This is a genomic window from Donghicola eburneus, from assembly GCF_900115865.1.
Classification (GTDB): domain Bacteria; phylum Pseudomonadota; class Alphaproteobacteria; order Rhodobacterales; family Rhodobacteraceae; genus Donghicola; species Donghicola eburneus.
Genome location: NZ_FOXY01000015.1, coordinates 30,455 through 43,096, shown reverse-complemented (window position 1 = coordinate 43,096; position 12,642 = coordinate 30,455). Strand labels below are relative to the sequence as shown.

The 12,642-nt window shown below is 59.6% G+C and carries 13 protein-coding genes and 2 pseudogenes; 10 read left to right on the top strand and 5 right to left on the bottom strand.

All coding sequences use genetic code 11. From position 1 onward, the window contains the following. Window positions 1-7: 7 nt before the first annotated feature. The 4 genes from BM225_RS18865 to BM225_RS18850 form a co-directional block, all read right to left on the bottom strand. Complete coding sequence (locus tag BM225_RS18865; RefSeq protein WP_092465197.1) at window positions 8-2,008, bottom strand: heme lyase CcmF/NrfE family subunit; 2,001 nt, start codon at window positions 2,006-2,008, stop codon at window positions 8-10. 65 nt (window positions 2,009-2,073) lie between these two features. Then, a complete protein-coding gene (locus tag BM225_RS22220; protein ID WP_233486461.1) occupies window positions 2,074-2,379 on the bottom strand; it encodes an SHOCT domain-containing protein in 306 nt (101 codons plus the stop codon). After that, window positions 2,315-3,781 carry an ATP-binding protein gene (locus tag BM225_RS18855; RefSeq protein ID WP_024099404.1) on the bottom strand — a complete coding sequence of 489 codons (1,467 nt, stop codon included), beginning with the start codon at window positions 3,779-3,781 and terminating at the stop codon, window positions 2,315-2,317. Before BM225_RS18855 ends, BM225_RS22220 begins: the two co-directional genes overlap by 65 nt. Then, window positions 3,781-4,503 carry a response regulator gene (locus BM225_RS18850; protein WP_058123704.1) on the bottom strand — a complete coding sequence of 241 codons (723 nt, stop codon included), beginning with the start codon at window positions 4,501-4,503 and terminating at the stop codon, window positions 3,781-3,783. The genes BM225_RS18855 and BM225_RS18850 overlap by 1 nt, the downstream gene beginning before the upstream one ends. A gap of 188 nt (window positions 4,504-4,691) precedes the next feature. Between BM225_RS18850 and BM225_RS18845 the strand changes: the two genes are divergently transcribed. From BM225_RS18845 to BM225_RS18815, 7 genes are all read left to right on the top strand, one after another. Next, complete coding sequence (locus tag BM225_RS18845) at window positions 4,692-5,165, top strand: rhodanese-like domain-containing protein (RefSeq protein ID WP_024099405.1); 474 nt, start codon at window positions 4,692-4,694, stop codon at window positions 5,163-5,165. A gap of 89 nt (window positions 5,166-5,254) precedes the next feature. After that, window positions 5,255-5,692 (top strand): ion channel, encoded by a 438-nt coding sequence (locus BM225_RS18840; protein ID WP_040104431.1) that lies wholly within the window; start codon window positions 5,255-5,257, stop codon window positions 5,690-5,692. 161 nt (window positions 5,693-5,853) lie between these two features. Then, complete coding sequence (locus BM225_RS18835; RefSeq protein WP_024099407.1) at window positions 5,854-6,303, top strand: DUF6010 family protein; 450 nt, start codon at window positions 5,854-5,856, stop codon at window positions 6,301-6,303. Window positions 6,304-6,306: 3 nt separating this feature from the next. Continuing rightward, window positions 6,307-6,969, top strand: coding sequence for a TVP38/TMEM64 family protein (locus BM225_RS18830; RefSeq protein ID WP_038008367.1), 663 nt, complete (start codon window positions 6,307-6,309; stop codon window positions 6,967-6,969). 1 nt (window position 6,970) lies between these two features. Next, window positions 6,971-7,957 (top strand): cation diffusion facilitator family transporter, encoded by a 987-nt coding sequence (locus BM225_RS18825; protein WP_038008366.1) that lies wholly within the window; start codon window positions 6,971-6,973, stop codon window positions 7,955-7,957. Between the two features lie 6 nt (window positions 7,958-7,963). Next, window positions 7,964-8,875 (top strand): sterol desaturase family protein, encoded by a 912-nt coding sequence (locus BM225_RS18820; protein ID WP_009807996.1) that lies wholly within the window; start codon window positions 7,964-7,966, stop codon window positions 8,873-8,875. Next, window positions 8,872-9,324, top strand: coding sequence for a DUF411 domain-containing protein (locus BM225_RS18815; RefSeq protein ID WP_009807995.1), 453 nt, complete (start codon window positions 8,872-8,874; stop codon window positions 9,322-9,324). The genes BM225_RS18820 and BM225_RS18815 overlap by 4 nt, the downstream gene beginning before the upstream one ends. 5 nt (window positions 9,325-9,329) lie before the next feature. Here BM225_RS18815 and BM225_RS18810 read toward each other — a convergent pair whose 3' ends face one another. Then, the gene (locus tag BM225_RS18810) at window positions 9,330-9,944 is read right to left on the bottom strand and encodes a Crp/Fnr family transcriptional regulator (protein ID WP_052068523.1); all 615 of its coding nucleotides are present in this window, start codon (window positions 9,942-9,944) and stop codon (window positions 9,330-9,332) included. Window positions 9,945-9,971: 27 nt separating this feature from the next. Between BM225_RS18810 and BM225_RS18805 the strand changes: the two genes are divergently transcribed. The 3 genes and pseudogenes from BM225_RS18805 to BM225_RS18795 all read left to right on the top strand — a co-directional run bounded on the left by BM225_RS18805 (window position 9,972) and on the right by BM225_RS18795 (window position 12,620). Further along, window positions 9,972-10,496, top strand: coding sequence for a hypothetical protein (locus tag BM225_RS18805; RefSeq protein WP_038008363.1), 525 nt, complete (start codon window positions 9,972-9,974; stop codon window positions 10,494-10,496). A 106-nt stretch (window positions 10,497-10,602) separates the two neighbouring features. After that, a pseudogene (petA, locus tag BM225_RS18800) lies at window positions 10,603-10,926 on the top strand (ubiquinol-cytochrome c reductase iron-sulfur subunit); the annotation flags it as partial. 77 nt (window positions 10,927-11,003) lie between these two features. Beyond that, window positions 11,004-12,620: pseudogene (locus BM225_RS18795) on the top strand (ISL3 family transposase). Window positions 12,621-12,642: the final 22 nt, after the last annotated feature.

Below are 12,642 nucleotides of genomic sequence, written 5' to 3'. Positions count from 1 at the left end.
TTCTCTCCTACTCGGCAGGAACAGCATCGCTGGCTGGCTGTTTGGCGCGGCGCGGCGCCCCGACCCTCAAACGGCGATCCGACAAGGACAAACAGCCACCGATCACCAGCAGGATCGAGCCGATCCAGATCAGGTTGACGAGCGGTTCATAGAGGATCCGAAGGGTCCATGCTCCGGCGTTGTTCACTTGATCGGAGGCTGGCGTTGCAATCGACGTATAGAGATCACCCGCCAATGTAGAGCGGATGGCCGACTCCGTCGTCTGGCTTTCCGCGACCGGGTAATACCGGCGTTCTGGGAAAAGCGTCGTGACCAGCTCGCCATCCCGACGGACCACAAGGGTGCCGCGATCCGCGATGTAGTTCGGCCCTTGAACCTGTGTGGCCCCTTCGAAGGTGATGTCGAACCCCGCGATCGTGACTTCGGTCCCGGGGGCGGCAAAGACGATCTCCTCACTCTTCCATCCGGTCGAGCCGATCATCCCCATCATCAACACAGCGACGCCGGCATGGGCGAGTGTCATACCGTGAGAGGCGCGTGGCAGGTTGCGCGCGCGTCTCGCGCTCTCTGCAAGGGGAACCTCGAACAGGCGGATGCGTAGCGCCCATTCCCGTAGGGTTGCAAAAAGCAGCCACGCTGCGCCAAGGATGGCAAGATAGGCCATGATCGGCCCACCGTTCAGAAGATACCATGCGGCCAAAGCTGCGATGAACGCCAGAACGACCACGAACCGAATGCGATCGAGCAACCCGGCGATATCAGCCCGCTTCCACGACAGGAATGGACCAAGACCCATGAACACGACCAGCGCCAGCATCATCGGAATGAAAGCCGCATTGAAGAAAGGTGGACCCACCGAGATCTTGTCCCCCGTGATAGCCTCGAGGATCAGCGGATAAAGCGTCCCGAACAGAACGGTTCCCGTAGCGGCGGCCAGAATGAGGTTGTTCACGAGCAGCCCGGCTTCGCGGCTGATCGGGCGAAACAGACCACCCGGCTCCATTTCGGGCGCCCGCCAGGCGTAGAGCGCCAGCGACCCACCGATGGACACGGCCAGCAGACCCAGAATGTAAAGCCCGCGCTCTGGATCGACGGCGAAGGCATGCACGGAGGTAAGCAGGCCGGATCGGACAATGAACGTGCCGAGAAGTGAAAGCGAGAAAGTCAGGATGGCAAGCAGGATGGTCCAGCTTTTGAACGCGTCGCGCTTTTCGGTGACGATGGCGGAATGCAGCAGCGCCGTGCCCAGAAGCCAGGGCATGAAGCTCACGTTCTCGACCGGGTCCCAGAACCACCAGCCGCCCCAGCCCAGTTCATAATAGGCCCACCAAGATCCAAGAGCGATACCTGCCGTAAGGCTGACCCACGCGGCCAATGTCCACGGGCGGACCCATCTGGCCCAGGCTGGATCGACGCGCCCTTCCAGAAGAGCCGCAACGGCAAAGGAAAATACGATGGAGTAGCCGACATACCCGAAATACAAAAGCGGCGGGTGCATGGCGAGACCCATGTCCTGAAGCAACGGGTTGAGGTCATTGCCGTCGAGCGGCGGCGGAAACACCCGCTCGAAGGGGTTCGACGTCAGCAGCAGGAAGGACAGGAAGCCGACGCTGATCCACGCCTGCACCGACAAGGTGCGCGCCTTGGTCTCGGCGGGGATGTTCGATCCGAACCAGGCGACGCCCGCGCCGAACACCGCGAGTATCAGGATCCAGAGCAGCAGCGAACCCTCATGGCTGCCCCAGGTCCCGGCCACCTTGTAGAGCATCGGCTTGAGCGAATGGGAATTCTCGACGACGTTCCTGACGGTGAAGTCGCTGGCGATGAAGGCCTGCATCAGCGCTGCGAAGGCTATGGCCACAAACAGCACTTGTCCTATTGCCGTCGCCTGGGCGGATTTCATCCAGACGGCGTTTCCACGCGATGCACCTGCAATCGGCAGAACGCTTTGAACAAGTGCGAGGGCCAGCGCGAGGGCCAGTGCGAAGTGACCAATTTCCGGGACCATGGCGTTCTTTCCTATCCAGTGTCGGTGGGCGTCGCGTCGGACGGCTTTGGCGTCCGCGGCGGGGTCTATTCGTCGAGCGTTGCTTTGCGGTGACGGAACTCTTCTTCGTCGATTTCCCCATTCGCAAAGCGGCGCCGGAGCGCTTCCTGCGCGTCCGAGTCCGGGGGACGGGTGCCATTGTCCCGCAGCCTGAGTACCAGAAACACGATCAATGCGATCACGGCGCCCCAGAAGGCGAGCATCATGAAGCCGCCCATAAAGCCATAGCCTCCGCCCCATATGTGACCTGTCCAGGAGCCTGGACCATCAGCTCGCGCCATGCTGGCGGGCAAGCTGGCCAGCAACGTTGGAATGAGCGTTTTCAGTTTCATCTGTTTCTCCTTCGATTAGTTCGCTTTCATCCAGTGGGATGGTGACAACAGCGCGCAAACCCGCGCTGTTATGGTTGACCAGCTGGATATCGCCGCCATGGGATTGGACGATTGTCCTCGCGATTGAGAGCCCAAGCCCATAACCGCCCGTTTCCAGAGACCTCGATTGCTCGAGGCGATAGAAGGGATCGAAGACCTTTTCCAACTGGTCGACGGGAATGCCGGGCCCATTGTCATCGATGTTGAGTACGAGGTTCGAACCGTGGGTCGCCCAGCTGACTTTTGCGGCACCACCGTAGCGAACGGCGTTCTCAAGCAAGTTCCTCAGTGCCCTTCGGAACGCGTTGGGTCGAAGCCGCACGGCAACATCATCACTCGGGGCAAAGGTGCAGTGTGCCGCCATATCGCTGCACAAGCTGTCCAGAAAATTGCGCAGATCGACCACTTCGGAGCCTTCTGATCCGGTAAGGCCCCGTGCAAAGGTGAGCGTCGCTTCGACCATACTCTGCATCTCTTCGACCGATGCGATGAGGCTGTCCCGCGTCTCTTCTTCGTCAACCAGCTCCGCGCGGACACGCATAGCAGTCAACGGCGAGCGTAAATCGTGACCAAGCGCTGCGAGCATCCGTGTCCGATCACTGACAAACCGGGTCAGCCGTCGTTGCATGCGGTTGAAGGCGACGGTCAGATCCCTGACCTCGGTCGGCCCTGCGACGGTCAATTCAGGCACATCCTCGCCCCGGCCAAGATGGTCCGAGGCCTTCGACAGGTGCCGCAAAGGACGCGTCAGGCGCGTCATGACAAACCAGAAAATCGCCACCAAAAGCAGTCCGGCGGAAATTCCAAAGGTCAGCATCGAATAGAAAGGCCATTGGATTGGTGGACGCTCGAACCGCGTTCCGACATTCAGCCAACGCGCTCCCTTAATGGCGATCGACAGGTTCATTTCAACCGCTGTCAACTCTCCGCGCATCATCGCGAGATGCATTTCCGTCATTTCGTCAGAAAGATTGGGCAAGGGCCTCAATTCGCCCTCGATCTCGTGCAGTTCAACGCGAATATCGCGGCTGTAGCTATCGTCCATTAGCGCACGGATACGCCCTTCAACAAGGTCGCCATGCGAATGACTGGTGTGTTCCACACTCGGAGCGTCTGACAGATCAAACCGGATAAGTGGTGAATTTGCCGCGCGAAGGATGGAATTCTGCAGGTCCAACGGGGCCTCTTCGATCAACCGCGCCACATTCGCTGCGCGTCCAGCAGCCTCGAACCCCAAAGCAGCACGGATGGCCAGGCTGCGCTCGTCAGCGAACAGGAACAGGCTGATCGCCTGGGCCACGACAAGTGCCGCGACCACAAGCAGGATCAACTGGCCGCTCAGAGATCTCATCGCACGGCGCATCACGGCGCATCCTCGACATCGGCAGCCAGGCAGTATCCGCCGTTCCGCACAGTCTTGATGACACTCGGTCGCAATACATCCGGCTCGATTTTGCGACGGAGGCGGCTGATCTGATTGTCGATGGTGCGATCCATCGGGCCTGCCGTCCGACCAGCGGTCAGGTCAAGCAACTGGTCACGGCTGAGCACCATCCTCGCGCGTTCCAGCAGGACCGCCAGCAATTTGAACTCGGAGGTCGTCAATGGCGTTTCGGTTGCGGCCTCGTCAATCAGCACCTGCCGGTCGGTATCCAGTATCCAGTGCGCAAAACAAATCTTCCTCCCAGCCAGGGTTCCGGCCACGGGTTCGTCGCGGTTGCTTCTCCGAAGAACCGACTTGATGCGGGCGAGCAGTTCTCGTGGATTGAATGGCTTGGCGAGATAATCGTCCGCACCGATTTCCAGCCCCACGATCCGATCCGTTTCCTCACCAAGCGCCGTTAGCATGATGATCGGAAGATCACCTTCTGGCGCAAGTCTGCGGCAAACCGACAAACCGTCCTCGCCCGGCATCATGACATCGAGCACGAGCAGGTCGAAGTGACCGGTGGCCAGCTTGGCATCCATCTCCACGGCATCCCTGGCGACGGTCGTGCGCATTCCGTTCTTCTCCAGAAAGCGCGCGACGCTTTCACGTATCTGTGCGTGGTCATCCACGATAAGGATATGAGGTGGCGGTCCCATGGTGTCTTTCCTAAATCATCGTTGCATCGTGTTTCATGGGCAGAATTGTAGCCATTTGTATCAGGTCAGTCCCTTGCTACAGATGGATACAAATCTGTGCCTGCACCGTGTCGTGCTCCCGGGTAGCGTTGCTGGCATGTTATGTGACCTTTGGGATCGCAACCGATCAAAGGATGAGGTTTTCGAATATGGCTCTTGATTTGAACCGGCGCCGTTTCATTCTGGGTGCTCATATGACGGTGCTGACCGTCACGGCGTCACCGCTGCTGGCGCAGAGCCGATCTGTCTGGTCGGCAGAGAATGCCTTTGACGCGCTTCTATCGGATACGGCGCGGATCATCGATGTCAGAACGCGCGAAGAGTGGCAAGAAACCGGCGTAGGTGCTGGTGTATGGCCGATAAGCATGCACGCGTCCGGTTTTCCGGACCGATTGTTCAGGGCGAAGGAACTGAGCGGTGATCGCACCGTTGGACTGATCTGCGCCACTGGCGGACGCTCCGCATCGCTGCTTCGAGCGTTAAGACAAGCTGGTTATTCGGGCTACGCCGATATCTCGGAAGGGATGTTGGGATCAGGCGAAGGGCCTGGCTGGATCGCATCGAACTTGCCGACCGTTCCGGTGGATGTCGCCCTGAACGGGTTGCCCCCCGCGTTGGCCTGACCTGTGAAGAATCAATCGGTCCAGTTGTGCTAAAAAGCCTGATGTATGGTCAGATTGACCTGTTTGAATAGGAAGACGGGTTTGGGGGTATGACCGAGTTGATGGCCATGTTTGTCGGAATATGCGCGGCGATCCTGATGGGAATTGTCCATCATTATGCGTTGTCGGGCATTCTGAAGTTTTCCCCGCAGCGGTCGGATGGCTCCGGCTTTCGGATCATCCTGACGTTTTCCGCGTTGCTGTTGCTGCACGTATTGGAACTTGTGACGCTCGCCGTGTTCAACACGATGGTGGTGGCAAGCGTTCTGCCGCAATCGTTCAGCAACAGCCCGCCGATGTTTCAGGATGTTCTCTATGTTACGGGCATCTCGTTCTCGACCCTTGGCTATTCGTCCATAGAGGTGGTCGGGCCCTTTCGACTGTTGCTGATGCTGCAATCGCTTTTGGGCTTCATGTTGCTGACCTGGTCAGCGACGTTTCTTTACTCAGCCTGCCAGCAAGTCTGGCAGAAGGCGAAAGATGACTGAAAATCGCCACGCGCGTCGGACATGAACCGGGCGTCAGCGTCAAATGCGTCCTGATATCGGTCCTTTGACCTCCCCGTGGAACGGTTGAGTGAGCGCCGCGTTGCGCGCGTGGATGAATAACCCTTGACCTTCCAGTTGCTGGAATCCCTAGGTACCAAGCCATGGCACAGATTTTCAAAAAGACAGGCGATCACTTATCGCACCATCGACACGGGGATATCTTGAAATTTCCCGTATGGGTTGGCGTGTTGATTGTCTTGCTCTCAATGCCGGCTCACTTGTTTTTGGATGAAAAGAGCTCGATAGCTCTTGCTTCGATCACGCTTGCTTTGATTGGCGGTGCCTATATCGGCTTTGGCGCCGCGGACGGCAGAGCGCGCGTGTTCTGGGCAGAGCTCGCCGTGGCCCTTTTGTTCGGCTCGGCAGCCTTCCTGGGGCTGATATGGCATTGGGCCTTCCTCCCCTTGGGCTTGGCCCTGCACGCCCTTTGGGACATGTCACACCACAATTCTTATCGTCTCGCCCGGATTCCGAACTGGTATATTCCATTCTGCGTGGCCTTTGACCTTTTGGCAGCGACGTTCTTCGTTCTGCTCTATGCCGTGTTTTGATCCATGATGATGCGCGTTCTTCTTATTGCGGTGTTCCTGATGGGAGTCGTCGCATTGGCCTTCCCGGACGTCCTTGGCGTTGACATTCGCCTGCCGGATCGCGCGGAAATTGACCGCTGGATCGAGGCGGCAGGTCTTGCCGGACCAATTGTCATCGTGGCGCTTATGACAATCGCTATCGTGGCAAGCCCCCTGCCCTCGGCGCCGATCGCACTCGCCGCCGGAGCGGCTTATGGACACACGTACGGGACGCTCTTCGTCGTTCTAGGTGCGGAACTCGGTGCGCTTGCCGCCTTTGGTCTGGCCCGCGGCCTGGGTCGTCCCTTCGTTGAGCGTCATCTCGGTCAGAAGATTAACGCAGGCCTGTTCGGGTCCCAGAACACTCTGACCTTCCTGGTCTTCGGCAGTCGCCTGCTGCCGTTTCTGTCCTTCGATATGATCAGTTACGCCGCAGGTCTGAGCAAGCTGCATCTTTGGAGGTTCGCGCTGGCCACGATGGCCGGGATTATTCCCGCAAGTTTTTTGCTCGCTCACATGGGCAGCCAGGCGATGAACGGAGATGCCCGCACCGCCACATGGACCGCGCTTGCGCTCGGTGGCTTTACGGGCCTGTCGGTTCTCTTTGCCGCGACGCGAAAGACCGGTACGCAACGGGAGGAGAGCTGATATGGCCAATCATTCTCACGCTGGACACATGCCGAGTTCCGGCAAGGCCCTTGTGATTTCTGCCTGGCTCACCGGCGTCTATTTCATGATTGAACTCGCCGTCGGGCTCTGGACCGGCTCGATCGCCGTCCTGTCGGATGCGTTTCACACCCTGTCGGCGGTTGGCGGTGTTCTCGTGGCCATCATCGCGAAGCGGATTGCGCGCCGTCCAGCGGATTCGGCGCGCAGTTTCGGATGGTACCGCGCCGAGATCATCGGCGCGCTGGTGAATGGCAGCTTTCTTCTCGGCATGGCGCTTCTGGTGATCTGGATGGGCGCGATTCGGCTCGGAAATCCGATCCACCTGGCCACGGGCCCAATGCTTTGGGTCGCCTTCGGTGGCCTGGTCACAGAGGTCATCTCGCTGGGGCTGATGTGGCAATCGAGCAAAGACGATCTGAATGCCCGCGGCGCGCTCTGGCACATCATCCAGACCTTTGTCGGCAGCCTCCTGATCATCGTGACCGCTCTCGTGATCGAGTTCACCGGCTTTCTCGCGATCGACCCGATCCTCGGCATGGCGTTCGGGGTGGTTCTCCTCTGGGCCTCCGTCGGCGTAATCAAAGAAGCGGTCCACATTCTCATGGAAGGCACGCCCGAGGGAACGGATCTCGACGCTGTGATGGCGGATCTGAACCACCAGGACGGGGTTGTGGATGTTCACCACGTGCATGCTTGGACGCTGACCAGCGGCAAACACGCGTTTTCCGCCCATATCCGCCATAGGGCACCCGCCGAGGCCGCGCACTTGCTGAACAGGGCCTATCGACGGCTGACGGAGCAGCATGGGTTTCACATGGTCACGCTGCAGCTCGAAACCGAGTGTCTCGACGAGCGCCACGCGCTGGATGTTGATATAGTCCAGATAGCGGCTGCAAAGGCTGCGCAAGAAAAGACTGATGTGCGAGATGCGCATCCGCACCCAAGCCCTAACACAGAAGGGCCATAGACTGTGATGGACACGATACTTGCCGCAGAGCCGGAGATTCGTCTGACGGCGTTTTTGAGTGTGCTGGCCGCCATGGCGCTTTGGGAACTCGCCGCCCCGCGTCGGCGGCGTGACATTCCGCGTGTCATCCGTTGGTCGAACAATCTGGCTCTTGTCGTGATCGATACGGCGATCCTGCGGTTGTCTTTCCCAATCCTGGCCGTTGGTCTGGCGGTCATGGGCGAGGAGCGGGGTTGGGGTTTATTCAACACTATCGGCGCGCCGTATTGGTTGGCCGTTGTCCTGTCCATGCTGCTTCTCGATCTGGCCATCTATTTGCAACACGTCATGTTCCATGCCGTCCCTACGTTGTGGCGTCTGCACCGGATGCACCACGCGGACCTCGAGTTCGACGCCACAACGGGATTGCGCTTTCACCCGATTGAGATCCTTATCTCGATGGCGATCAAGCTAAGCTTGGTCGCAGCGCTTGGTCCGCCCGCCGTCGCGGTTTTGTTGTTCGAGATCATCCTCAACGCCACGGCACTCTTCAACCATGCCAACATCAACCTGCCGAGACCAGTCGACCGGTGGCTCAGATGGATCGTCGTCACACCCGACATGCACCGCGTGCATCATTCTGTCGATCCGCGCGAAACCAACTCAAACTACGGCTTCAACCTGCCGTGGTGGGACCGCCTCATGGGTACTTACGTTGCCCAGCCCGCGAAGGGCCACGAGGGAATGACGATCGGCATCGAGCAGTTTCGCACGACGCGCGACCTCTGGGTCGACAAGATGTTGATCCAGCCCCTTCGCGGGCCGGCAAGCGGGCACGCCCTGGATGCACCCGCCCTCTCGCCGACAGAGCAGGAACAGCCTCTGGACTCTCAAACACACAGTTCTACGGTCTCGGATACTTCAAAAAGGAACACATGATGAAAAGACGCACATTTTTGCTGGCCGGAGCGGCTGCCACACTCCCCCTGCGAGCACTGGCCAACACAGAACCGGTCATTAAAGTCCTGAAAACCCCCACCTGCGGGTGCTGTACCGCCTGGGTCGATCATGTCCGGCAAGCGGGCTTCACGGTCGAGGCGCAGGATGTCGATCAGGATGCGCTTTATGCGTTCAAAGACCGGCTACAAATCGCTCCGGAACTTGCTGGATGTCACACGGCGATCATAAGTGACTATTTTATCGAGGGCCACGTGCCTGCCGCGGACATCACGCGGCTGCTGGCAGAACAACCGGTGGCGCGCGGGTTGACGGTTCCCGGCATGCCGATGAGTTCGCCCGGCATGGGCGGTCCCGGGGCTGGTGACACTTTTGATACCTTGCTTGTCGGCTCCGACGGGGTGACCTCGGTCTTCGCGAGCCACAGCTGATCGGGTCATGGGCGCAGGTGATAAATCCCGCGGGCGGGGTTTTTGACCCGCCCGTCCTGCACAAGCTTTCGCAAGGCCCTGTAGGTCGCCTCATGGCTCAGCTGTAATCGGGCGGCGAACTCGATCACGGAGCCGTCGAGCAGGCCCGCGACCAACCCCGCCAACACCCGGTCTTCTGCACGCCGGATACCCACGATCTCAAGCATCTGTCTTTGTGCCTGTATCTGCTGAGCCGCCTGGCGACCAAAAGCGCGCGCAAACTCAGGGTCGGCGAAGGCGTCCAAAACGGCATCCTTTTCGATCCGGATCAGCGTCCCTGCCTGAACGAAAACAGCATCGCAATGATAGACCTCTGAAAACACGGAAGCTTCGGCAAAGCTTGTTCCGGCTTGGGCACGGTGAATGATGAACCGCTCGCCATCTGGGCCGACCCGCTCGAGATACACGCGCCCGGTTTGCACGACATAGAGACCGTGGGTGGGACCGCCTTGGTGAAACATGATGTCGCCAACCGCGCCGGAAAAAGGGCGCAGGGCTGAACTCGGGATAAGATCATAGGGGGCTGGCAACATATGATTGCAATCATATTGCGATACGCCCGCCCCTGCTAGCGTAAACATGACAGCATCCCATTGAAGGACCCGTCCATGCGTCTCATTTCCCTCCTCCTTGCCATACTGATGGCCGCACCCGTGGCCGCTCAGCACGCCCATTCCGCGACTGGCCATGACATGGGTGGACCGCAGGAAACCGGGCAATCGGCCTTTGCCGCCCTGGCGGAGATCGTTGCGATCCTGCAGGCCGATCCCGAGACAGATTGGGAGCGGGTCGATATCGACGGATTGCGCCGCCATCTGGTCGATATGGATCTTCTGACCCAAGAGGCCGTGGTCACCCGCACCCTGCGGCCGGAAGGGGCCCGGTTCGAGATTCGGGGCACCCCCCGTGTTCTCGAAGCCATCCGCGCCATGGTGCCCGCCCATGCGCCCTTTCTTGCGGCTGAAACCGGCTGGGACGTTGTCACGGAGGAACTCGAAGATGGCGTGGCGCTCAGTGTCGATGGCGATGCCGCTCAGATTCAGGGACTTGGTTTCTTTGGCCTGATGACCATCGGGGCGCATCACCAGGAGCACCACCTCATGATGGCAAAAGGCGCAGCCCCGCACCATTGACGCGCCGACACGGCTTGTTTGTTGATCCGTAGAGAGGTGCACTGACAAAACGTTACATCTCGCGTGTTGACCTTCCCGCGCGGGAGACATGGACACATGTCCCGTGATGGAAGCGTCAGAGGATACCGCGCGCAGGGATTTCCTGTATTACGCAACGGCCGGGGCGGGGGTCGTGGCCGCAGGGGCCGCGCTCTGGCCACTGGTGAACCAGATGAACCCTTCCGCCGATGTCCGCGCCTTGGCACAGATCACTGTCGACATTTCCGATCTCGCGCCTGGAACGCAATTGACCGTCAACTGGCGCGGAAAACCTGTCTTTATCCGTCATCGCACAGAGGCAGAAATGGCTCAGGCTCGGGCAGAGGCGGTCTCTGACCAGCCTGACGGCAAGGCGCGCAACCCCAATCTGCCCGCCGATGCGCTGGCGTCGCGTAGCCCTTAATTGGGCTCTGCCTCACTTTGTGTGGCGCAACTATCCTGAAACAGGAAAATTCAGGAGGGATGGTTGTGAGCTCGAAGAAGCATTGGTCGCCCGGGGCCGAAGTTTCGGTTCAATGCGTTGAGCGAAGTGATTTCGGCGGGTGGATCGTATCGGGCAGTCTGACACCAAGCGGCATCTGCCCAGACTGTGGATTGCATTCACGCCGACGTCACGGCTGGCGGCGTCGGCGGTTGCAGGATTATCCCGCCCATGGAGAGGAGGTAACGGTTGATCTCGCGATTTGCCGTTGGCGATGTTTGGCACCCGCTTGCCCACGCCGGACTTTCGCAGACCAACTCACCTCGATTGCGCATCCGTTTGCACGTAGCACTTCGCGTGTCGGGGAGATTGTCAGTCATCTTGGGCATGCAACCGGCGGACGGCCTGCCGAACGGCTCTTGCACCGTTTGGGCCTTGGGGTCAGCGATTACACGGTGCTCAGGCAGTTGAAAAAGCGTGCTCAGGGCACCGCCAAGCCGCCGACGGTCATCGGGATTGACGACTGGAGCTGGCGGAAGTCGCAAACCTACGGCACGATCATTGTGGATCTGGAGCGTCGCGTGGTGATCGACATTCTTGAGGATCGAGATGTCGTCACCTGCACCAACTGGCTCAAGCGACACCCCGAGGTGAAAGTGATTAGCAGAGATCGGTGTGGTCTCTACGCCTAGACTGCACGGCAAGGGGCACCGCAGGCGAAGCAGGTCGCTGATCGGTTCCATATCGTGCAAAACCTGCGGCAGGCCATTGAGGAGCAAATGAACCTCCACGGCCCTGAGACCGGCAGAGCGCTGCTGGCCGACGCCGACAATATCACCGCAGCCGGCAGCCTTCTGAAGTCACGCCTTGCGCACAGGACATCTCGGGAAGAGATTTTCACCACCATCCATGCGCTCCGAAATCAGGGGCTTAACTGTAGCGAGATCGGGCGACGAACAGGGTTCCCGCGCCGCAGCATCGCGAAATGGCTGCAGTTCGAGACGCCACCGGACCGCAAACAGGCCGCTTTGAAACCGACTTCGCCGTGGTACTTTGAAGAATTCCTGAGCCAAAGCTGGAAGGACGGCATTCGAACAGGCAGCGCCCTGTACCGTATGATCCAAGAGCGTGGTTACGAGGGGAGTCAGTCGCATTAAAAGCGGCTGGGGGCGGGCGGGCGCAGAGCCGAAAAGCAAACGAAGGGCCCCGCCGTGGAGCACCAGATCCTGGAGCCGGTCCGGGGCCCGGAAACGGGGCATGCGATCTCTCCGGTCATTGCGGCCGCGCTGTGCATCAAACCCAGCGGAAAGCTCACCTCGGATCAGGCGCGGAAAGTCGACACGCTCAAAGCCGGTTCTCCCGCCTTCACAACGATGCGCAGCCTCGCCATGCGTTTCAACGGTATCATGCGTGGCCGCCAAGCGGGTCCGCTCCCTGCATGGATCGACGACGCCATCGAAACCGGCCTGACGCCCATTGTGCGCTTCGCCCGCACCTTGAACCGGGACTTCAATGTGGTCAAAAAGGCGATCGAGATGCCCTGTAACAACGGCCAGGCGGAAGGTCAGATCAACCGCCTGAAAACCCTCAAGCGCGCCATGTACGGCCGAGCCGGTCCAGAATTGTTGCGGGCGAGAATGCTACCGTTCCGCCACACAGATTGAGGCAGAGCCCAATTAAAGGCTA